The 20,173-nt window shown below is 71.8% G+C and carries 21 protein-coding genes; 18 read left to right on the top strand and 3 right to left on the bottom strand.

What is annotated here, in order from left to right:
* Positions 1-94 precede the first annotated feature (94 nt).
* The 7 genes from ABZU76_RS01070 to ABZU76_RS01040 all read left to right on the top strand — a co-directional run bounded on the left by ABZU76_RS01070 (position 95) and on the right by ABZU76_RS01040 (position 5,408).
* The gene (locus tag ABZU76_RS01070) at positions 95-382 is read left to right on the top strand and encodes a hypothetical protein (RefSeq protein WP_354863825.1); all 288 of its coding nucleotides are present in this window, start codon (positions 95-97) and stop codon (positions 380-382) included.
* Entirely contained in the window at positions 379-1,182 is an 804-nt protein-coding gene (locus ABZU76_RS01065) for a DUF3592 domain-containing protein (protein ID WP_354863823.1), read from the top strand. The genes ABZU76_RS01070 and ABZU76_RS01065 overlap by 4 nt, the downstream gene beginning before the upstream one ends.
* Positions 1,183-1,486: 304 nt before the next feature.
* The gene (locus ABZU76_RS01060; protein WP_354863822.1) at positions 1,487-2,308 is read left to right on the top strand and encodes a DUF3592 domain-containing protein; all 822 of its coding nucleotides are present in this window, start codon (positions 1,487-1,489) and stop codon (positions 2,306-2,308) included.
* Positions 2,305-2,832 (top strand): hypothetical protein, encoded by a 528-nt coding sequence (locus ABZU76_RS01055; RefSeq protein ID WP_354863820.1) that lies wholly within the window; start codon positions 2,305-2,307, stop codon positions 2,830-2,832. Before ABZU76_RS01060 ends, ABZU76_RS01055 begins: the two co-directional genes overlap by 4 nt.
* Positions 2,829-3,782, top strand: a complete 954-nt coding sequence (locus tag ABZU76_RS01050; RefSeq protein ID WP_354863818.1) for a DUF3592 domain-containing protein — start codon at positions 2,829-2,831, stop codon at positions 3,780-3,782. The genes ABZU76_RS01055 and ABZU76_RS01050 overlap by 4 nt, the downstream gene beginning before the upstream one ends.
* Entirely contained in the window at positions 3,779-4,585 is an 807-nt protein-coding gene (locus ABZU76_RS01045; protein ID WP_354863816.1) for a hypothetical protein, read from the top strand. Before ABZU76_RS01050 ends, ABZU76_RS01045 begins: the two co-directional genes overlap by 4 nt.
* 121 nt (positions 4,586-4,706) lie before the next feature.
* Positions 4,707-5,408: a hypothetical protein gene (locus ABZU76_RS01040; RefSeq protein WP_354863814.1), complete on the top strand. Its 702-nt coding sequence runs from the start codon at positions 4,707-4,709 to the stop codon at positions 5,406-5,408.
* Here the strand turns inward: ABZU76_RS01040 and ABZU76_RS01035 are convergent.
* The gene (locus ABZU76_RS01035; protein WP_220238031.1) at positions 5,405-6,013 is read right to left on the bottom strand and encodes a TetR family transcriptional regulator; all 609 of its coding nucleotides are present in this window, start codon (positions 6,011-6,013) and stop codon (positions 5,405-5,407) included. The genes ABZU76_RS01040 and ABZU76_RS01035 overlap by 4 nt on opposite strands.
* A gap of 96 nt (positions 6,014-6,109) precedes the next feature.
* Between ABZU76_RS01035 and ABZU76_RS01030 the strand changes: the two genes are divergently transcribed.
* From ABZU76_RS01030 to ABZU76_RS01000, 7 genes are all read left to right on the top strand, one after another.
* The gene (locus ABZU76_RS01030; protein WP_220238032.1) at positions 6,110-7,672 is read left to right on the top strand and encodes an anthranilate synthase component I; all 1,563 of its coding nucleotides are present in this window, start codon (positions 6,110-6,112) and stop codon (positions 7,670-7,672) included.
* 82 nt (positions 7,673-7,754) lie between these two features.
* The gene (locus ABZU76_RS01025) at positions 7,755-8,267 is read left to right on the top strand and encodes a Trp biosynthesis-associated membrane protein (RefSeq protein ID WP_354864722.1); all 513 of its coding nucleotides are present in this window, start codon (positions 7,755-7,757) and stop codon (positions 8,265-8,267) included.
* 154 nt (positions 8,268-8,421) lie between these two features.
* On the top strand, positions 8,422-9,231 hold the full coding sequence (gene trpC / locus ABZU76_RS01020; protein WP_354863812.1) for an indole-3-glycerol phosphate synthase TrpC: 810 nt from the start codon (positions 8,422-8,424) through the stop codon (positions 9,229-9,231).
* Positions 9,228-10,448 (top strand): tryptophan synthase subunit beta, encoded by a 1,221-nt coding sequence (trpB, locus tag ABZU76_RS01015; protein WP_354863810.1) that lies wholly within the window; start codon positions 9,228-9,230, stop codon positions 10,446-10,448. Before trpC ends, trpB begins: the two co-directional genes overlap by 4 nt.
* Positions 10,445-11,239, top strand: coding sequence for a tryptophan synthase subunit alpha (trpA, locus tag ABZU76_RS01010; RefSeq protein ID WP_354863808.1), 795 nt, complete (start codon positions 10,445-10,447; stop codon positions 11,237-11,239). The genes trpB and trpA overlap by 4 nt, the downstream gene beginning before the upstream one ends.
* A 50-nt stretch (positions 11,240-11,289) precedes the next feature.
* Complete coding sequence (locus ABZU76_RS01005; RefSeq protein ID WP_354863806.1) at positions 11,290-12,117, top strand: MarR family transcriptional regulator; 828 nt, start codon at positions 11,290-11,292, stop codon at positions 12,115-12,117.
* Positions 12,118-12,201: 84 nt separating this feature from the next.
* Entirely contained in the window at positions 12,202-12,870 is a 669-nt protein-coding gene (locus ABZU76_RS01000; RefSeq protein WP_354863804.1) for a peptidoglycan recognition family protein, read from the top strand.
* A gap of 2 nt (positions 12,871-12,872) precedes the next feature.
* Here ABZU76_RS01000 and ABZU76_RS00995 read toward each other — a convergent pair whose 3' ends face one another.
* Entirely contained in the window at positions 12,873-14,237 is a 1,365-nt protein-coding gene (locus ABZU76_RS00995) for a glutamine synthetase family protein (RefSeq protein WP_354863802.1), read from the bottom strand.
* Positions 14,238-14,326: 89 nt separating this feature from the next.
* Between ABZU76_RS00995 and ABZU76_RS00990 the strand changes: the two genes are divergently transcribed.
* The 4 genes from ABZU76_RS00990 to lgt all read left to right on the top strand — a co-directional run bounded on the left by ABZU76_RS00990 (position 14,327) and on the right by lgt (position 19,257).
* Positions 14,327-15,766 carry an APC family permease gene (locus tag ABZU76_RS00990; protein ID WP_255637674.1) on the top strand — a complete coding sequence of 480 codons (1,440 nt, stop codon included), beginning with the start codon at positions 14,327-14,329 and terminating at the stop codon, positions 15,764-15,766.
* Entirely contained in the window at positions 15,763-16,902 is a 1,140-nt protein-coding gene (locus ABZU76_RS00985) for an amidohydrolase family protein (protein WP_354863800.1), read from the top strand. Before ABZU76_RS00990 ends, ABZU76_RS00985 begins: the two co-directional genes overlap by 4 nt.
* Entirely contained in the window at positions 16,899-18,074 is a 1,176-nt protein-coding gene (locus tag ABZU76_RS00980) for an amidohydrolase (RefSeq protein WP_354863798.1), read from the top strand. Before ABZU76_RS00985 ends, ABZU76_RS00980 begins: the two co-directional genes overlap by 4 nt.
* A 91-nt stretch (positions 18,075-18,165) precedes the next feature.
* Positions 18,166-19,257, top strand: coding sequence for a prolipoprotein diacylglyceryl transferase (gene lgt, locus ABZU76_RS00975; RefSeq protein ID WP_354863796.1), 1,092 nt, complete (start codon positions 18,166-18,168; stop codon positions 19,255-19,257).
* A gap of 69 nt (positions 19,258-19,326) precedes the next feature.
* Here lgt and ABZU76_RS00970 read toward each other — a convergent pair whose 3' ends face one another.
* Positions 19,327-20,160 carry a hypothetical protein gene (locus ABZU76_RS00970; protein ID WP_354863794.1) on the bottom strand — a complete coding sequence of 278 codons (834 nt, stop codon included), beginning with the start codon at positions 20,158-20,160 and terminating at the stop codon, positions 19,327-19,329.
* Positions 20,161-20,173: the final 13 nt, after the last annotated feature.

Genomic DNA, 20,173 nt, shown 5'->3' with positions numbered 1-20,173 from the left:
CCGGAGGAGCCCGTTCGGTTGCCTTCGGCGCCGGTGTTTTCGATCGCAGCTTTTTCCCTGGTGGAGTGCGATTTTCCGGCCGTACGCTCTCCAGATGGACCTGGGGAGGACCGACCGGGGCGAACGCCGCGGCGGTAACAACGATCAGCTTCTTTCGGCGGACGGCGGCCACGAACAGGTCCGCCTCACCAACGACGACGGCACCACCCGCACCGAGGGCGAATCCGTCCTGGTGCACCACGACCCGGGGCACGGGATCGTCGCCGGCCAGACCAGCCCGTTCTCCGGCGAGGGCAAGCGCCTGGTCGTGGTCGTCCCACGTGGCACGGACCGCACCACGCCGTCCGTGATCCGCCTCCACCGGGTCGAGCGGCGCCGATGAGCGGGCCGGCGCGGCCTCGGAACGCCCGCGAACGCCGGCTGGCCAAACAGCTCGAGGCGCAACAACGTGAGTGGGCGAAGTGGGACGGCGTGGTCCATCGCCGGTTCCGGCGTTCGGTGTGGACCGCCGCGGCGTGGCTGGCCGTGCTGCTCGCCGCATGCGTCGGTTTCCCGCTGACGAGCCTCCCCGGCGAAGTGCTCCTGACCCACGGCGCCCGGACGGACGGCGAGGTGACTGCTGTGAACAGCGAGGTCGTGACCGTCGACTACGCGGTCGCCGGCGTGACCTTGCGGGCCGCGATCGACCACATCTCCGACCACAAGTACGTCGCCGGGGAGACCGTGCCGGTGTTCTACGATCCCGCCGACCCGCACACCGCACGCCTGCGCGACGACGTGAACCTCAACGACTGGGCCATGTGGGCCTTCCTCCTCACCACCGTCACGGGCCTGGCCGCCATCCCGATCGAGATCGCCTACGCGGTGGGCTGGGCCCGCCGCCGGGGCTCGCCCTGGTACCTCGCCACGGCGATCGTCCTGCCTCCACACCTGCGGCCCGACGCCCCGGAGGTGTTCCACACGCTGAAACTCGCCCTCCCCGGCCACGTCACCATCGAGGCGAAGACCACCTCCGTCCTGCCCGGCCGGTACGCGTTCCTCCGCCGCCGTGGCTCGCGAGAGGTGTGGGTCTCCGGTTCCGGCCGCACGCTCGTCCTGGTCCTGCCCGTCGGCCCCCGCAATGGCGAGCCGTACGCGATCCCGCTTCGCCTGACGTCCAACACGAAGTGGACGCTCGCCTGAACTCACGAGAATTCTGTGGCGGAGCGCGATTACCCGGTCGCACTCTCTCCTGGTGGATCTGGCGGAAACCGCCGGCCGGGCCGGCGCGAAGGTCGCGGGGTCGGGCCGGCTGTTCCTTCTGGTGCTGCCCACCGGTTCCCGCCGTGGCGGGCCGCGTGTGGTGGCCTTGCGGGCGTTCGATCCACGCCGCGCCGGGGGACCGTCAACACGCTCGACCGGCACTCTCGGTTGCCTTCCCCCTCGGTGTTCTGCATCGCAGCTTTTTCCCTGGTGGAACGGGATTTCCCGGTCGTACCCTTTCCTGATGGATCTGGGGATGACCGGCGCGGGCGACCCCCCGCGCCAAGAAGACGACGAACCTCTCTTAGCCCGCACCGGGCGGCCGACGAAGCCGGACCCGGTGACGTTGAACCGTGCCGTGCGCTCGCGGATCCGGTGCGCTCTCGGCGTTGTCGCGCTGTGGGCTCTCGTGGTGGCGGCGTCCCTCGCCGGCGTGGCGCTGCTGGTCGGCCGGGCAGACCGGCTGCTCACCGGCGGGGTGAAGGTGCCCGCGCGAGTGGTCGTCGTGGATAACGACGCGCGAGGTGGGCCCTACATCGTCGTGGACTACTTGGCACCGGGCGTCGAAGGCGGGATCAAGCTCGACTCCGGCAACCGCTACTACGTCGGCGAAGTCTTGACGGTGTACTACGACCCGGCCGATCCGTCGCATGTACGCACCGCGGACGAGCCCAACGGCGACGACGCCTGGGCCGGGGGTTCGATCGTCGTGGTCGTCCTCGAGTTGGGCGCGTTCTCCTGGGCCGTCGTGTACACGGTGGTCCTGGTCCGGCGCCGGCGGATCGCGCGCCGCTCCGGTTGGCGACCGGTCAAGGTCACGTCCCTGGGCGACGGCACGTACGTCCTGAACCACGCCGGCCGCGAACGGACTTCGGCCCGCATCGTCACGCTGCTGCGCGGTCGGTACGAGTTCTTCGCCAAGGAACCCGTTTCCGCCTGGGTAGCCGGCGAAGGCCAACGCCTGGTCCTCGTGGCCCCACGCGGCAACGGCCTCTACGCCATCCCCCTCAACCGCAGCTCCGGCTGGTCCCCGATCACCTCGCCGCATCGGGAACGCAACCGATGAGCGGGGGACCGGACCCGGCCGCGTTGAACCGGGTTGTGCGGCTGCGCATCTGGCGTGCCCTCGGAGCCGCCGCGCTGTGGGCGGTGGCCGTGGCAGCGGCGGCGGACGGAGGGTGGGCCGGCTACTGGAACGACGGCGTGGTCCTGCTGGTCGTCTTCGCGGCGATCTACTGCCCGTGGGCGCTCGTGTTCGCCGTGACCTGGACCCGCCGGCTCCGGGCGGCACGCCGTTCGGGCTGGCGGCCCGCCAAGACGTTCGAGTTGGGCAACAGTGACGGCAACGAGACCCTTTTGCTCACCTCCAGGCACGAACGCATGATCGTGATGACCGTTTCGGGACTGCGCGGGCGTTACGAGTACCTCGGCAAGCCTCAGACGATGGGGTGGATCGCGGGGGCGGGGCGGCAGATGACGCTGGTGACGGACCACGGTCCGCGCGCCGCGGGCCTGTATGCCGTCCCCATCAGGCAGATCGGCGGCAAGGGCTGGACCGCGATCCCTTCGACCAGGAAACGAGCACGATGACCACCGAAAACAGCGACGGATCCGGGCCGCCCCTCGACGACGCCGAAGACCAACCCGCGAGACGGCCCCGTGCAAAACGCAACCGCGTCGCGCAGCGCGAACAAGCCCGGCGGCAACGCGCCGCGCGGGGGCCCGACCGAACCCAGCCCGACCAAATCCAACCCGACCGCACCCACCAAGACCGGCCCCACCCCGAACCGGCCGCCGCCGAAGCGTGGAATCGCTTGCTGCGCCGCCGGTTCCGGCGGGCGGCGGTGGCCGCGGTGGTGTGGTTCCTGGTGGTGGCCGGCACCTTCGCGGGGATTTCCGTGCTCACGGTCAGCGCGGACCGGCTGCTGGCCCACGGCACCGAGGTGGCCGGGACGGTGGTCGGCGTGCACACGCCCCGCGGCGGAGACGGAACGCCCACCATCACGGTGGACTACGAGGTCGGCGACGTCCTCGACGAGGCCGTGGTCGCCCGCTCCTCCGATCGCGCGTACGCCCAGGGTGATCGCGTGCGAGTGTTCTACGACCCGGCCGACCCGCGGGACATGCGGACCGCCGACGAGGAGAACCTCGACGACGGGTGGATGGGGGTCCTCGTTATCCCGCTGCTCGTCGCCGTGCTCGCTTGCCCGTTGATGGTGGCGTTCGCGGTGTGCTGGGCCCGCCGGCGCACGGCCGCGCGACGCGACGGGTGGGAGCCCGTCACAGCGACGGTGGTCGACTCCTCGGGTGGTTATCAGTTGCTGCGCCTCGACTTCCGCGGTGGCGCGCACCTCGCCGCACGAACTGTCGCGGCACTCCGTGGCCGCTACTCATTCCTGAGAACCCGTCCGGTCGAAGGGTGGGTCTCCGGCGCCGGCCGCGCGCTCGTACTCGTGTTGCCGTACGGCCCCAGCGGTCCGCTGCCGTACGCGATCCCGCTGCGCGTGTCGCGCGGCTCGCGCCGGACCGCAGCCCGATGAGCCCCGGCAGACGTCCCGCGGGCAAGAAGCGGCGCGGCGAGCCGAGGTGGCCGGTGGTGCGTGGGGTGCCCGGCGACGGTGAGCCGTGGCTGCCGCCCGGGGACAACGCGCGGCCCGAGGGCGGCGCACGGGTTCTCGAGCGGATGGCCGGGCGCGTGGCGCTGTTCCTCGGGGCTGCCGTCGTATGCGTCGGCGCGGTGGCCGCGGGGGTGGACCGGTTCGTCGCCGAGGAGGATCGCGCCGCTGCCGCGCACCAACGCGATCTCACGGTCTACGGCAACGTCGTAGAGGGCTATGACACCTACTTCGTGCTCGACTACCCCGAGCCGGGCGGCCAGTATCGGGTCGCGCTGTACCAGCGGAAGGGCGACATCCACCTCGTGGGCGACCGGGTCCAGGTCACCTACAGCCCGGACGCCCCCGACGTCGTGTGGATCCCCGGCGACGACCTCCTCGACCCCACCGGGGAATGGGTCGCCGACGGGCTGACTCTCGCCGGAATGGTCGGTGCGCTCACTGCCATCGGGTTCGCCGGACTGTGGTGGCGTCGCCGGCGCGCCGTGCGGCAGACCGGGTGGCGCGCGGCCAAGTTCGACTTCGGCGAGCCCGGCGTCGCCCGCGCCACGTTCACCGACGGCACCCGCCTGCGGCTGCGGCCGGTCCGCGGCCTGTCTCGCACGTACGCGCGCTTCGGCACCGGAAAGCACCGGGGCTTTCTGGCCGGCGCCGGCACCCGCATGGTCCTGCTCGTCCCGGGGGCGGACGGGGTCGTGGTGCAGGCGGTCAGCACGCGATGGCGATGAGTGTTCCTGCTGCTTGCAAACGGAAGGTGTATCCGTTGGTGTGCTTGGTTTTTCCCGGCCGTGTGGAGGTGGTGGCGCGACCCGCCGTGATCCCGCTGAACCGGTCGGAACGGACGATCCGATGAGTCCGAGGGACCGGCCGATCGGCGGACGCCCCATCGGCAAGCGGGAGCGGCGGGCGGCGGCCCGGGCGTGGCCGTCGGCCCGGACCGCGCCCGCGGACGGTGAGCCGTGGCTGCCACCCGGCGACAACGCTCGTCCGGACGGTGCCTGGCGGGTGCTCGCCGGCCTGATCCGGCGGACGGCGTGGGCTGTCGCGGGCGCGGTGACGTGCCTCGGGATGTTCGTGGGCGGCGGCGGGCTCGGCGTGGCGCAGGACTGGGCCGCAGCCGAGACCGGCGCTCGGGACGTCGCCGTCTACGACCCGGCCGGTCCCGACACCGCGTACTTTCCGGACGCTCCCCACCACCCGCTCGAGGAAACCATCGAGTACGGGCTGGTCGTCGCCGGCTTGATCGGCTCCTTCACGTCGGCCGGGTTCGCCGTGCGGGGGTGGCGCCGTCGCCGTGCTGTGGTCCGCACCGGCTGGCGTGCCGCGACGCTCGACTTCGGCGAGCCCGGTGTCACCCGTGCGACGTTCGCCGACGGCACCAAGCCGCGGCTGCGGCCATCGCGAGGCTTGTCGCGCGAGTACGCGTTGCTGCGCGCCGGTCAGGACGCCGGCGAGTACGGCTTCCTGGCGGGGGAGGGCAACCGCATGGTGCTGTTCGTGCCCGGAGCGGAGGCAGTCTCGATGCAGGCGGTGTCCACGCGCTGGACCTAGAGCCCGAGATCGCCCGTCAGGTACCGCTGCAGGTTCGGCGCGATCGCCGTGACGAGCGTTTCGACCTCGGCCGACGCGATCGGCTCGAAGCGGGCGATGTAGCGGACCATGCCGAGCCCCACGACCTGCGAGGCGCACAGCGTGGTCCGCAGGCCGGGCTGGTCGGAGCCGATGTGGCCGATCACCTCGGCGAAGAACAGCGAGAAGAAGTCCCGCAGCACGGTCGCGGCCAGCTCGTGCCCCGCGACGCTGCGGATGAGCGCCTGGAACGTGTCGCCGCCGGCGCCGTCCCAGCGGGTGACGAAGACGCGGACGATCCGTTCGCCCAGCTTGTCGTCGGGGCCGTCGCGCAGGGTCGCGAGCAGTTCGTGCGGCGAGAACGGCAGCTCCAGCACGGCCTGGGCGAACAGGCCCTCCTTGCCGCCGAACCAGTGGTTGACCATGGCCGCGTCGACGCCGGCGCGCGCGGCGATCGCGCGCACGGTGGCGCGTTCGTAGCCGTGTTCCGCGAACACCGCGCGCGCGGCTTCGATCAAGGCCGTCCGGGTGTCCTGCCCGGCGGGCCGGCGGCCACGCCTGCGGGAGGTAGTGTCTTCGGTGCTCACGGGTCCACTATGACTCGTCGCCCCCTTGAATTCAACAGGTGCTGAATTCAAGGGCCGCCCAAGGTCCGCCGAGGCCCGCGCGGCACAATGGGGCCCATGGTCAGCTCAGCAGCCGGCAAATCCACCGGGCCCGGCCCGGTCAGCCCCTCGCGCGCCGAGTTCCGCGCCCTCGCCGAAGGCCGCCGCGTGATCCCCGTGGTGCGCAAGGTCCTCGCTGACGGGGAGACCCCGCTCGGGATCTACCGCAAGCTCGGTGCCGACCGGCCCGGCACGTTCCTGTTCGAGTCGGCGGAGAACGGCAAGTCGTGGTCGCGCTGGTCGTTCGTGGGCGTGCGCAGCCCGGCCGCGCTGACCGTGCGCGACGGCAAGGCCGTGTGGACCGGCACGCCGCCCGTCGGCCTGCCCACCGAAGGCGACCCGCTGCAGGTGCTGCGCGCCACCGTCGAGGCGCTGCACACCGAGCCGCTGCCGGGCCTGCCGCCGTTGACCGGCGGCATGGTGGGCTACATCGGCTACGACGCCGTGCGCTGGCTGGAGAAGCTGCCCGAGCTCGCCGAGCGCGACCTCGACATCCCCGAGCTGACCATGCTCCTGGCCACCGACCTCGCGGCGTTCGACCACCACGAGGGCACCGTCACGCTGATCGCCAACGCGGTCAACTGGGACGACTCGCCCGAGCGCGTGGACGCCGCCTACGACAGCGCGCTGGAGCGCCTGTCGGCGATGACCGAGCAGCTGCGCGTGCCCGCGCCGCCCACCGTCGCGACGTTCGACCGGCCTGCGCCGGAGTTCAAGCGCCGCCGCACGAAGGAAGACTTCCACGCCGCCGTCGACAAGGCCGTGGAAGCGATCAAGGCCGGCGAAGCGTTCCAGGTCGTGCCCTCGCAACGCTTTGAGATCGAGACCGGCGCCGACGCGCTCGACGTCTACCGCGTGCTGCGCAACTCCAACCCGAGCCCGTACATGTACCTGCTGCGGCTGGAGGGCTTCGACATCGTCGGCTCCAGCCCCGAGTCGCTGGTCACCGTGCGCGACGGCCGAGCGACCACGCACCCCATCGCGGGCACGCGCTGGCGCGGCGCCGACCCGGAAGAGGACGCGCAGCTGGCCAAGGACCTGCTGGCCGACGAGAAGGAACGCGCCGAGCACCTCATGCTCGTCGACCTCGGACGCAACGACCTGGGCAAGGTCTGCCGCCCCGGCAGCGTGCACGTGGTCGACTTCTTCCAGATCGAGCGCTACAGCCACGTGATGCACATCGTGTCCACCGTCACCGGTGAGCTGGCCGAGGGCAAGACGGCGTTCGACGCGGTCACCGCATGCTTCCCGGCGGGCACGCTCTCGGGCGCGCCCAAGGTGCGCGCGATGCAGCTGATCGAGGAGCTCGAGCCCGTGCGCCGTGCCCTGTACGGCGGCGTCGTCGGTTACCTCGACTTCGCGGGCGACGCCGACACGGCCATCGCCATCCGCACTGCCCTGATGCGCGACGGCGTGGCCTACGTCCAGGCCGGCGGCGGCGTGGTCGCCGACTCCGTGGCCGACTACGAGGACACCGAGTCGCTCAACAAGGCGCGCACGGTGCTCTCGGCCGTCGCGGCGGCCCAGACCATGGTCCCCGCGGGCGAGCTCGATCCAGCCGAGGACTCCGCCGGTGTCTGAGCAAGCAGTGCCGGAACCAGCGGGCCCGCGGCAGTCCGCGCCGGAACAGACCGAGGCCAAGCCCTCGCGCCGTCCACTGTGGATGATCGTCGTCGGCCTGTTGCTGGGCGCGCTCGCGTTGTGGGGCGCCTCCAAGCTCGCGTGGTTCGCCGAGTTCCGCGACGGCGGCGTGCTCGGTACGCAGCTCTACACCGAAGACGGCGAGCAGCGGGCCACGGCGCTTGTGCCGCTGGCGTTGCTGGCGCTGGCCGGCGTCGCGGGCGTGATCGCGACCGGCGGCTGGGCACGGCGGATCCTGGGCTTGGTGCTGGCGCTGGCGGGCCTCGCGGGCGTCTGGACCGGCGTGAACGGCGTCAAGTTCAGCGACTGGGCGCCCGGATTGCCCGTCACGGAGATGCTTCTCGGCCGCGGGCTGGCCGTGCTGGGCGGAATTCTCCTCGTCGTCGCGGGGTTGGTCGCAGTCAAGGGTGCGGGCGCCGCGCGGCGGCTCGGCACCCGGTACGCGGCGCCGGGCGCCCAGCGCGCCAAGCGTGATCCGGACATCGAGCTGTGGGAGGCGCTTTCCGAGGGTGAGGACCCCACCGCGAGCAGGTGAGCGCCGGATACCGAAGCGCATTCGGAGCAAGGCGTGCACCCGGAACGGGCCGGTCTTCGAGCGGGGGTTAGCATCGTTTCGGCGGGAAGGGGAAGGTTTTTGTGAGCGAACTTGCGATGGGATCGATGAATTCGCCGACGGACGGGTGCGCCCGGTGAGCGTGCTCGAAGACATCGTCGCCGGTGTGCGGGAGGACCTCGCCGTGCGCGAGTCCGTGCTGCCCTTCGACGAGCTGAAGGCCCGCGCGGCCAAGGCCCCGGCGCCCCGAGACGTGATGGCCGCCCTGCGTGAGTCGGGCATCGGCGTGATCGCCGAGGTGAAGCGGCGCAGCCCTTCCAAGGGCGACCTCGCCGTGATTCCCGACCCCGCCTCCCTGGCCAAGGACTACGAGGACGGCGGCGCGCGCGTGATCAGCGTGCTCACCGAGCAGCGCCGCTTCGGCGGTTCGCTCGCCGACCTCGACGCCGTGCGCGCGGCGGTCGACGTTCCCGTGCTGCGCAAGGACTTTGTCGTCAGCCCGTACCAGGTGCACGAGGCGCGCCTGCACGGCGCGGACATGGTGCTGCTGATCGTCGCCGCGCTGGAGCAGAACGCGCTGGCCGCGCTGCTCGACCGCGTCGAGTCGCTCGGCATGACCGCCCTCGTGGAGATCCACAACGCCGAAGAGGCCGACCGCGCCCTCGAAGCCGGTGCCCAGGTGATCGGCGTCAACGCCCGCAACCTGCACACGCTGGAAGTCGACCGGGACGTGTTCTCCCGCCTCGCCCCGGGCCTGCCGTTCGAGGTGTTCAAGGTTGCCGAGTCCGGCGTCCGCGGCCCGGGTGACCTGATGTCCTACGCCGGCCAGGGTGCCGACGCCGTGCTGGTCGGCGAGGGCCTGGTGGCCTCCGGTGACCCGAAGGGCGCGTTGGTGAAGCTCGTCACCGCCGGTTCGCACCCCGCCTGCCCGAGGCCGTCGCGGTGACCGAGGAGCACAGCAAGCACGACCCGGACGAGCGTGGCTACTACGGCCCGTACGGCGGCCGGTTCATGCCGGAAGCGCTGATCGGCGTCGTCGACGAGGTCGCGGCCGAGTACGAGAAGGCGCGCCGCGACCCGGAGTTCACCGGTGAGCTGCGCCGCCTGCTCAAGGACTACGCGGGCCGCCCGTCGCTGCTCACCGAGGCCAAGCGCTTCGGTGAGCACGCCGGGGGTGCGCGGGTGTTCCTCAAGCGCGAGGACCTCAACCACACCGGTTCGCACAAGATCAACAACGTGCTCGGCCAGGCACTGCTCACCCAGCGCATGGGCAAGAAGCGCGTGATCGCCGAGACCGGCGCGGGCCAGCACGGTGTGGCCACGGCCACCGCGTGCGCGCTGCTCGACCTCGAATGCCTGGTCTACATGGGCGAGGTCGACACCGAGCGCCAGGCGCTCAACGTCGCGCGCATGAAGCTGCTCGGCGCCGAGGTCGTCTCGGTCAAGACCGGGTCCCGCACGCTCAAGGACGCGATCAACGAGGCCTTGCGCGACTGGGTGACCAACTCCGAGACCACGCACTACATCTTCGGCACCGCCGCGGGCCCGTACCCGTTCCCGATGATGGTGCGCAACTTCCACAAGGTCATCGGCGAGGAAGCGCGCGAGCAGATCCTGGAGCAGGCCGGCCGCCTGCCCGACGTCGTCGCCGCGTGCGTCGGCGGCGGGTCCAACGCCATCGGCATCTTCTCCGGCTTCTACGACGACCCGTCGGTGCGGCTGGTCGGCCTCGAGCCGGGTGGCGAGGGCATCGACGGCAACCGCCACGGCGCCACGCTCACCAAGGGCAGCCCGGGCAACCTGCACGGCGCGATGTCGTACCTGCTGCAGGACGAGGACGGCCAGACCGTGGAGTCGCACTCCATCTCGGCCGGGCTCGACTACCCGGGTGTCGGCCCGGAGCACGCGTGGCTCAAGGACTCCGGCCGCGCCGAGTACCGCCCGGTCACCGACGCCGAGGCCATGGACGCGTTCCGGCTGCTCTCGCGCACCGAAGGCATCATCCCGGCGATCGAGTCGGCCCACGCGCTGGCCGGCGCTCTGGTGCTCGGCCGTGAGCTCGGGCCCGAGGGCCTCATCGTCGTGAACCTCTCGGGGCGCGGCGACAAGGACATGGACACCGCGGCCAAGTGGTTCGGCCTCGTGGACGGGGAGGACCAGTGAGCGCGCTCGACGACCTGTTCGCGGCGACGCGTGCGGAAGGCAGGGCCGCGCTGGTCGGCTACCTGCCCGCCGGATTCCCGTCGGTCGACGGCTCGAAGGACCTCCTGGCCGCCACGATCGACGGCGGTGCGGACCTGCTCGAGATCGGCGTGCCGTACTCCGACCCGGTGATGGACGGGCCCACGATCCAGGCCGCCGCCGAGTCGGCGCTGGCCGGTGGGTTCAAGCTCAAGCGGCTCTTCGAGGTCGTCGAGTCGGTGTCGGCGCGCGGCGGCAAGGCCGTGGTCATGACGTACTGGAACCCCGTGCACCGCTACGGCGTCGACCGCTTCGCGCGCGACCTCGCGTCGGCCGGCGGGCTGGGCATGATCACACCGGACCTGATCCCCGACGAGGCCGCCGAGTGGACGGCCGCGTCCGAGACCCACGGTCTGGACCGGATCTTCCTGGTGGCGCCGTCTTCGTCGGAGGAGCGCCTGGCGCTCACCACCGCCGCGTCGTCCGGCTTCGTCTACGCCACGGCGGTCATGGGCGTCACGGGCGCCCGCGACGCGGTGGGCGTGCACGCGGAGGACCTGGTCCGCCGCACGCGGGCCCACACGCACCTCCCGATCGGCGTCGGCCTCGGCGTCCGCTCCGGCGACCAGGCGGCCCAGGTGGCCGGTTTCGCCGACGCGGTGATCGTCGGGTCGGCCCTGGTCACGGCCGCGGCCGAGGGCAGTGTCGACGGGGTGCGGAAGCTGGCGGAGGAGCTCGCGGAAGGCGTGCGCCGGGCTCCGGCCCGGGCCTGACTTCGGCGGTCTGCTCCGCGGGGCCACCTGCCGCTGGCAGGATGCGGGCCATGACCCGCACCGCCCGTCGCATGTTCGACCTGCTCGAACCGATCTGCCTGGTCACCTTCTTGTCCGACGAGTGCAACGACGAGCTGGCCGCGCTCGGCCACCGCACCTACTGGGACGGTTACTTCGCCAGCCGCGCCGCACCGCTGGGGCGCGTGCCGGCGCAGGTCGTGCACGCGGCCTTCTACAACTTCGCCGACGGCGAGGTCGCGCGGCACATCCCGAGTGCGTGGGAGACGATCCCGCCCGAGGCCTCCTTCGCCGCGCGCGAGCGAGGCAGCGCGGCCTCGTTGCGCCGGATCCTCGGTGAGGAGCTGGCTTCCTCGCCGGGCTTGGTACGCGCCGCCGAGCTGACGACCCAGGCGGCGGTCAACACGCCCACCGCGGGCCGCGTGATGTTCGCCGGCATGCGCGCCCTCCCGGTGCCCACCGATCCCGTCGCCCGCCTGTGGCACTCGGCGACCATGCTCCGCGAACATCGCGGTGACGGCCACATCGCCGCCCTCGTCGGCGCGGGCATCGGCGGCGCGGAGGCCCACGTGCTCTCCGCGCTCGACATGGGCATCCACCCGCCGGAATCCTTCGGGCGTGTCCAGCACCTGCCGAAGGTTCGGCTGGCCGCGGTCATGGCCGGCCTGCGCTCACGCGGCCTCGTCGACGCGGAGGGCCATTTCACCGACGCGGGGCGCGAGACCAAGCAACGCATCGAAACCCTCACCGACGAACTCGCCGCTGCGCCCTACGACACCCTCTCTCCCGCGGAACTCGACGAGCTGATCGCCGCACTCGAACCCCTCAGCGCGACGGTGGCGGCGACGGGGTCGCAGTGACGAGCGGCGGCTGACGAGGGAGCGGGGGCTGTGCCGGGCGGCCATTTGTACGGATCATGTACACCAACCGCCGACGCTCGCGGCATGACCTTCACCCACCTCCCTCGGCGTTCGTTCCTCCGTGGCGCCGCCGGCCTCACCGCAGCGACCGCCGCGGGCCTGATCCTGCCTGGCTTTGCCCGAGCAGCCGGGCAAAGCCAACAACAAGAGCCGCGCATCTACAGCTGCGCCGAATGGGGCGCCCGGCCGCCCGCCGATCCGTTGACGACGCTCGACCACCCGGCGAACCGCGTGCTCGTGCACCACATCGCGTGCCCCAACAGCACGGACTATTCGCTGGCCCACGCGTTTCAGGTCGCGCGCGACGACCAGGCCGACCACATCGACAACAACGGTTGGTCCGACACCGGTCAGCACTTCACGATCTCCCGCGGCGGCTACCGCATGGAAGGCCGCCACGGCAGCCTCGACGCGCTGCGCAACGGCAACCAGATCGTGCGCGCCGCGCACTGCCCGGGCCAGAACGACAACGCGATCGGCATCGAGAACGAAGGCACGTACACGTCGGTCGAACCGCCGCAAGCGCAGTGGGATTCGCTGGTCGTCTTCATCGCCTACGTCTGCGAGCAGTACGGCATCCCCGTCGAGGAGATCAAGGGTCACCGCGACTACTACAACACCGAATGCCCGGGCGACAAGCTCTACGCGAAGCTGCCGCAGCTGCGTACGGAAGTCGCCGGCCTGCTCGGCTGAACTCAGTGGAGCCAGCGCATCACGTCGCACAGCTCTTCGGCGTCGAGCCCACCCAGTTCGTCGATCTCGCCGCGGCGCACGTCCATCAACGTCGTCGCCAGTTCCGCGCCGAAGGCCGATTTCAGCACGTCGTCGGCGACGAACGCGGCCACGGCCTCCTCCAGTGAGCGGGGGAGGCGCACCACTCCCGCGGCGGCGGCGTCCCCGGCCGACAACGTCCCCGGATCCACCTCCACCGGCTCCGGCAACCGCACGGCGGAATCGAGTCCCGCGATTCCCGCGAACAGCAACGCGGCCACGACCAGATACGGGTTGGCCGTGAGATCAAAACACTTCACTTCGAAATTCGCGGCCGTGTCGCGTTTCCCCGCCGGGCCGCGCACCAACCGCAGCGGTGCTTCCCGGTTTTCCAGGCCCCACGCGGTGTACACCCCGGCCCAGTGATGCGGTTCGAGCCGCAGGTAGCTCACGACCGACGGCGCCCCGACGGCCAGCAACGCCGGCAACCGCCCGAGAATCCCGGCGGCGAACGACTCGGCGACCTCGGTCAGCCCGAACACCCCGGCGCCGCCGGCGCACAGGTTCCGCTCGCCCTCCCACAGGCTGCAGTGCACGTGCCCGCCGTTGCCCACGCCGCGGGGCGCGAACTTCGGCGTGAACGACGTTTTCAACCCGTAATTCAGCCCCACCGCGCGGATCGTCTCCCGCGCCAGCACCGCGACGTCCGCCGCCCGCACGGGATCGTCGGCGGCCACGGAAACCTCGAACTGCCCCGCCGCGTATTCCGGGTGCACCTGCTCGACGCCGAGGCCCTGACTGTCCAAAGCAGACACCAGATCCCGCACGTATGCCGATTGCTCGGCCAGCCGCGAAAACCCGTACGCGGGCCCCGCCACCGGCGCCCCGCCCGGCCCGGCGACCACCCACTCGAGCTCGAACGCCATCCGCGCCGAGTACCCGCGGCCGGCCAGCTTTGCCACCGCCGTCGCCGCCAGCGCCCGCGAGTCCTGCGGGTGCGGCTCGCCTTCCTGGTCGTAGCGCAGGGCCGGCGCCCACGCCCACCCCCGCTGCGCGTCGAGCACCGTGAGCGCGTCGAGGTCCGGGTGCAGCCGCAGGTCGCCGACGGGGCCGAGCGAGTACGCGCCCGACGTGATCGTGTCCGTGCACAGGAAGAAGTCGAACGAGTTCGACGCGCCCACGCCCCAGGCCGCGGCCTCGGCGAGCCGGCTCACCGGCACCGCCTTCACACGGGAGATGCCGGAGTTGTCGACGAAGGTCAGCGCCACCAGCTCGACCCCCGAACGGCCCAGCAGCGCAGCCTCCTCGGCACCCCGCCTGGAAAGTTCAACCCGATCGAGCTGGCTCATCCTGCCCCCGCGATGTTCACTGTGTAGTTCACGCCGTCGTCCTCGGCGGCCGTGGGACCACCTGCTGCTTCCGGACGAAGGAGCGCATCGTGTCAGACATCGTCGAAACCCGTCCAGCGCTGCGGCGCACCCTGTCGGTGTGGCAGGCCGTGGGCCTGTCCGTGGCGCTCATGGCGCCGAGTATGGCCGCCAACATCAACCCTCAGCAGACCGCGGCCGCCGCCGGGCGCGCCGTGCCGCTGGCCTTCCTGCTCTCGGCCGCCGGCGTGCTGCTGGTCGCCTACGGCTTCGTCCGCCTCTGCCAGCACTACCACCACGCGGGCTCGGTCTACGCGTTCGTCGGCGCGACGCTCGGCCCGCGCGCCGGCGTGGTGTCCGGCATCGGGCTGCTCGGCACGTACACCTTCTACGCCGTGGTCACGAGCTCCGCCGCGGGCACGCTCGGCACGGCGTTTCTCACGCAGGTGGGGATCTGGCCGAACCCGCCCTGGTGGGGGCCGTTCGTGCTCACGGGCGTCGCGCTCGTCGGCAGCTGGCTGCTCGCGGTGGCGCCCGCGCGCCGCGGCACGTCGACGCTGCTCGCCGTGGAGGGCGCGACGATCGCGGTGATCCTCCTGGTCACCGCCGTGATCCTGGTCCGCCTGATCGCCGGCAACGCACCCAACGACGCCCACTTCACGATGTCCGTGTTCACCTTCACGCCGGACATAGGCCTGTCCGGCGTGTTCCTCGGCGCCGTGTTCGGCTTCCTGTCCTTCGCGGGCTTCGAAGCCGCCGCGACGCTCGGCGAGGAGACCCGCGACCCGCGCCGCAACATCCCGCGAGCCATCCTCGGCACGGCCATCTTCGGCGGTGCCTTTTTCGTGATCGTGACGGCCGTGGAGATGATGGCGTTCCGCTCCGACGCCCAGGCCTTCCACGACTCGCCCTCCCTGCTCGGCGACCTGGGCAGCACGTTCGTCGGCTCGTGGGCCGGTGACGTGATCAGCGTGGGCGCCGCGATCAGCGCGTTCGGCTGCTGCCTGGCCTGCGTGGTCGGCGGCTCGCGCCTGCTCTTCGCCCTGGGCCGCGATGCCTTCGACGGCCGCGGCATCGGCCGCACGTCACCGAAGGGCACACCGGTCATTGCCGTCACGACCGTCGCCCTGGCGGCCGCGCTGATCATCGTCGTGTGCGCCGTCTTTTTCGGCGCGACGGCGGCGGACACCTTCGCGTGGTCGGGATCCATCGGCACGTTGATCCTGTTGGTCATCTACCTGCTGACCACCCTCGGCGCCATCCTGTTGCTCTTCGTGCGCCGCCGCATGCACGTCCCGTGGTGGCACCTGATCTTCCCTCTCGGCGCGCTCGCGCTGCTGGGCTACACGGTGTACGTCAACGTCGTCCCCTACCCGACCGAGGGCCCGGCCCGCTGGTTCCCCGTCGCGGCGGGCGCGGTGCTCGTGCTGGCCGTGGTCTTGGTCCTCGCGGCGCCCGGCTTCGCCCGTAGGGTGGGGGAAAGGCTGGGCGTCACCGAAGGAGGCCGATGAGCGAGGTGCTGGACTTCGTCGCGGAGGCGCCACTGGTGGACCACCACTGCCACGGCGTGGTGACGGGCGAGGTGGAACGCGAGGGCTTCGAGCGGATGCTCACGGAGGCCGACGCGGTGTCGCCGCTGGGAACGTCGCTGTTCGACTCGCTCATCGGGCTCGCCGTGCGCGAGCGGTGCGCGCCGGTGCTCGACCTGCCGAAGCACGCGCCGGCCGACGAGTACCTCGCACGGCGAGCGGAGCTGGGAGCCGAGGAGGTCAACCGGCGGTTCCTGCGCGGCACGGGGACCACCGACTTCCTACTCGACGGCGGTTTCCAGCCCGATGAGCTCACCGGCACCACCGAGTTCGCCCGCCTCGCCGGCGCCCGTGCCCACGACGTGGTGCGGCTCGAGCAGGTCGCCGAGGACGTGGTGTGCGCCGGCACGACCGCGAGCCGGTTCGCCGCGGACTTCGAGGCGGAGCTGGAAAAACGGGCGAAGCACGCCGTCGGGGTGAAGTCGATCGCCGCGTACCGGGTGGGGCTGGGGCTCTCGGGTGAGCGGCCCGACGCCGTCGAGGTGGTCGACGCGGCCGGGCGGTGGCTCTCGCGCTTCGGGGCCGGGCTGGGGCTGCGCCTGGCCGACGAGGTGCTGCACCGCCACCTCGTCTGGACGGGTATCGACCTCGGGCTGCCCGTGCAGTTCCACGTGGGCTACGGCGATTCCGACGTGGACCTGCACCGGTGCGATCCCTTGCTGCTCACCGGATTCCTGCGTGCCACGCGCGAGACGGGCGTGCCGATCCTGCTGCTGCACAACTACCCGTTCCACCGCAGCGCCGCCTACCTCGCGCAGGTCTTCGAGCACGTCTTCGTGGACACGGGCCTCATCACGCACAACGCCGGCTTCCGCGCGCCGGCGATCCTGGCCGAGACGCTGGAGCTCGCGCCGTTCGGCAAGCTGCTGTTCTCGACCGACGCGTTCGGCCTCGCGGAGCTCTACCACCTCGGCACAACCCTGTTCCGCCAAGGACTTTCCGACTTCCTGCGGTCCGCTTTGGCCGCCGGCGCACTGTCCGAAGTAGACGCACAGCGCCTGGTCCGCCTCGCCGGCCACGAGAACGCCACCCGGATCTACCGCCTGGAGCCCCGATGACCGACCTGGCCGCGCGCTGGCGTGCCGCTCTCGCCGACGAGCTGCCGGATGCCGTCGAGCTGCGCCACCGGCTCCACGCCGACCCGCGCGCGTCCGGCGACGAGGAGGACACCGCGCGCGTGGCGGCCGCCGCGCTGGGCGCCGGCGAAGGCATGCGCGTCGCCAAGACCGGACGCCTGGTCGAGCTGCCCGGCGAGCACGCCGGCCCAGCCGTCGCGCTGCGGGCGGAGATGGACGCGTTGCCGATCGTCGAGCGCACGGGTGCGGCGTGGGCCTCGGACTCCGGACTGATGCACGCGTGCGGCCACGACGTGCACCTGGCCGCGCTGGTCGCCGTCTGCCGGGCGGCGCGGCGCGTCGGCGTGCCGCGGAGGTTGGTCGCGGTGCTGCAGCCGCGCGAGGAGACCGCGCCTTCGGGCGCGCTGGACATCGTCGAGTCGGGCGCACTGGAGGAGCTCGGCGTCGACACCGTCATCGGCGCCCACGTGCAGCCGCGGCTGGCGCACAACGTCGTCTCGGCCGCGCCCGGTCCGGTGAACGCGTCGACCGACGAGTTCGAGATCGTGCTCCACGGCCAGGGCGGCCACGCGGGGTACCCGCACCTCGTGCGCGACCCGGTGCTCGCGCTGAGCCAGCTCGTGGTGAGCCTGCAGCAGCTCGCGAGCCGCCGGATCGACCCCGTGCACGGCGCCGTCTGCACGGTGGGGCGCATCCACGCCGGCACGGCCGCCAACGTCGTCCCGAACACCGCGACCGCGCTCGGCTCGCTGCGGCTCATGCGCGCGACCGACCGCGTACACGCGCTGGAGGTGCTGGCCGAGATCGTGCACTCCACCGCCCGCGCGTACGGCTGCACCGCCGACCTGCAGATCAGCCCGTGCGAGCCCGTGCTGGTCAACGACCCGGCGCTCGCGGCGGCCGCCCAGACCTGGCTGCTCGACGGCGGTGCCGACGTCGACGTGGACTTCCGCTCCTTCGGCGCCGACGACTTCGCCCACTACTGCGGCACCGGTACCCGCGGGCTGATGCTGTTCGTCGGCCTCGGCGACACCGCCGGCGCGCCCAGCCTGCACGACGAGGTGTTCCTGCCCGAGGACGCCGCCGTCGGCCAGGTCGCGCGGGCCTTGATGGCCGGGTACCTCGCCGCTCTGCAGCCGGGTGGCTACGAGTAGTCATCGTCGCGACCGGACCGTGACCGGTCCTTCACGAACCCTTCGGCGGCGCCCTCACCACACCGGAGCATTGACGCGCTACGGTGACCGCGTGTATTCCGCCTCGGCAGCCTTCCTGGCCACGATCCCGAGCCCCGACCGCGGTGTGTGGCACCTGGGGTTCATCCCGATCCGTGCCTACGCACTGTGCATCATCGCCGGCATCATCGTGGCGATCTGGTGGGGAGAGCGCAGGTGGGCCGCGCGCGGGGGCACCAAGGGGACCGTGATCGACGTCGCGGTGTTCGCGGTGCCGTTCGGCCTCGTCGGCGGCCGCCTCTACCACGTGATCACCGACCCCGAGCTGTACTTCACGGCCGGCAAGAACCCGTGGAACGCCTTCGCCATCTGGGACGGCGGCCTCGGCATCTGGGGTGCCATCGCCCTCGGTGGTGTCGGCGCCCTGATCGCCTGCCGCCGCAAGGGCATCCCGCTGCCGGCGCTGGCCGACGCGCTCGCCCCCGGCATCGTCACGGCGCAGGCCATCGGCCGCATCGGCAACTACTTCAACCAAGAGCTCTACGGCGCGCACACCGACCTGCCGTGGGGCCTGGAGATCTACCAGCGCATCGACCCGGCGACCGGCTTGCCCGATGCCCTCACCGGTGTCGCCGTAGGCCACGTGCCGCTGGCAGACAGCCCGGTGCACCCGACTTTCCTGTACGAGCTGATCTGGAATCTGCTCGTCGCGCTCGTCGTCGTGTGGGCCGACCGCCGCTTCAAGCTCGGCCACGGCCGCGCGTTCGCCCTGTACGTGGCCGGCTACACCCTCGGCCGCTGCTGGATCGAACTCATGCGCACCGACACGGCCAACCACATCCTCGGCCTGCGTGTGAACGTCTGGGTCGCGATCCTCGTGTTCCTGGGCGCGGTGACGTTCATGATCTTGGCGAAGAAGAAGGGCCCGCGCGAGCTGCCCGAGACGCTGCACAGCCGCGGGGACGAACGTGACGCGGTCGTGGAGCCTGCTGAAGCTTCGGGCTCTGCGGACTCTGCGGAAGCGGCCGAGTCTTCCCCGTCGGAGTCCGCTTCGGACACCGCCGCCCCACCGTCCGAACCCGACGCGGACACCCGCGACGAAATCACAGTCGACGCCGGGTCCGCTTCCTCCGGTTCGGATTCGGACAAGCCTGAGAAGTCCTGACCCTCGGTTTTTCACCACGCACGAGGTCCCCGGCTCGAAGTCGAGCCGGGGACCTCGTGCGTGGCGGGGTCAGCCGAGCGGGGAGCCGCCGAAGTAGTCGTCGTCTCCGGCGGAGCGGTCTTCGCCGCGAGGGCGGCGCGGGGAGGGCGGGTCCTGGCGCTTCGGGGTGCCGCGGCCGGCGAGGGGGTTGGTGAACTCGTCGTCGTCCGGGGTGGTGAAGCGCGAGCGCGGGTCCTCGTGCCGGGGTGCGGTGTGCCGGCCCTGGTCCGGCCCGGGCGAAGGCGGCGAAGGCGGTGCCGGAGGCGCGGGCGGTGCCGGCGGTTTGCGGTCGGCCAGCGGGTCGGCGAAGTCGTCGTCCGGCGGGGGAGCGCTGTGGCGGCCGGGCGGCGGCGGAGCCGGGCTCGACGGTGAAGCGCTGCTCGCCAGCGGGTCGTCCGTCGAGAAGCCCTTCGGCTCCTCCGCGGCGGCCGGGTAGGTCGAGCGGTTCGAGTCGGCGAGGAAGTCGCGCGAGCCTGTGCGGGCTTCGAGGACCTCCTCGGGCGACAAGCCCTCCTGCATCTCCTCGTACATGTCCTTCGCGTCGCCGAGCTTGGCGTCGGCCAGGGCACGCACCTCGGGGTCGGCGAAGGCCTTGCCGGACGCGACGTCCTTCCACGTCAGCTCGCCCGCGTCGACCTTGCGCTTGACCAGGCGCAGCGCAGCCGGGGCGTCGGGCTTCGACGCGGCGGTCTTGAGCGCCTCGATGCGTTCGGGGGAGTCGGTCTGCGGCAGCGGCTTCAGGCGGATCTTCTCGAGGTCCTTCAGCAACTGCCGCGACTTGCTCACGGTGCTGTCGAGCGCCGATTCCGCCTCGCGGATCTCCGGCGTCTTCCACGCGTCCTGCGCGGGGGTGGGCCGTGACATGACGGCGGGTCCT

This window comes from Amycolatopsis sp. NPDC005232, from assembly GCF_040607795.1.
In the GTDB taxonomy this organism is placed as follows: Bacteria; Actinomycetota; Actinomycetes; order Mycobacteriales; family Pseudonocardiaceae; genus Amycolatopsis.
Note: the sequence above shows the minus strand (reverse complement) of the source record. Positions and strands in the feature narration are given on the sequence as shown.

Coding starts and splice junctions, on each gene's coding strand:
- ABZU76_RS01070 (WP_354863825.1), top strand. CDS start 95: ATGGACCTGGGGAGGACCGACCGGGGCGAACGCCGCGGCGGTAACAAC.
- ABZU76_RS01065 (WP_354863823.1), top strand. CDS start 379: ATGAGCGGGCCGGCGCGGCCTCGGAACGCCCGCGAACGCCGGCTGGCC.
- ABZU76_RS01060 (WP_354863822.1), top strand. CDS start 1,487: ATGGATCTGGGGATGACCGGCGCGGGCGACCCCCCGCGCCAAGAAGAC.
- ABZU76_RS01055 (WP_354863820.1), top strand. CDS start 2,305: ATGAGCGGGGGACCGGACCCGGCCGCGTTGAACCGGGTTGTGCGGCTG.
- ABZU76_RS01050 (WP_354863818.1), top strand. CDS start 2,829: ATGACCACCGAAAACAGCGACGGATCCGGGCCGCCCCTCGACGACGCC.
- ABZU76_RS01045 (WP_354863816.1), top strand. CDS start 3,779: ATGAGCCCCGGCAGACGTCCCGCGGGCAAGAAGCGGCGCGGCGAGCCG.
- ABZU76_RS01040 (WP_354863814.1), top strand. CDS start 4,707: ATGAGTCCGAGGGACCGGCCGATCGGCGGACGCCCCATCGGCAAGCGG.
- ABZU76_RS01030 (WP_220238032.1), top strand. CDS start 6,110: ATGGTCAGCTCAGCAGCCGGCAAATCCACCGGGCCCGGCCCGGTCAGC.
- ABZU76_RS01025 (WP_354864722.1), top strand. CDS start 7,755: ATGATCGTCGTCGGCCTGTTGCTGGGCGCGCTCGCGTTGTGGGGCGCC.
- ABZU76_RS01005 (WP_354863806.1), top strand. CDS start 11,290: ATGACCCGCACCGCCCGTCGCATGTTCGACCTGCTCGAACCGATCTGC.
- ABZU76_RS01000 (WP_354863804.1), top strand. CDS start 12,202: ATGACCTTCACCCACCTCCCTCGGCGTTCGTTCCTCCGTGGCGCCGCC.
- ABZU76_RS00995 (WP_354863802.1), bottom strand. CDS start 14,237: ATGAGCCAGCTCGATCGGGTTGAACTTTCCAGGCGGGGTGCCGAGGAG.
- ABZU76_RS00985 (WP_354863800.1), top strand. CDS start 15,763: ATGAGCGAGGTGCTGGACTTCGTCGCGGAGGCGCCACTGGTGGACCAC.
- ABZU76_RS00980 (WP_354863798.1), top strand. CDS start 16,899: ATGACCGACCTGGCCGCGCGCTGGCGTGCCGCTCTCGCCGACGAGCTG.
- ABZU76_RS00970 (WP_354863794.1), bottom strand. CDS start 20,160: ATGTCACGGCCCACCCCCGCGCAGGACGCGTGGAAGACGCCGGAGATC.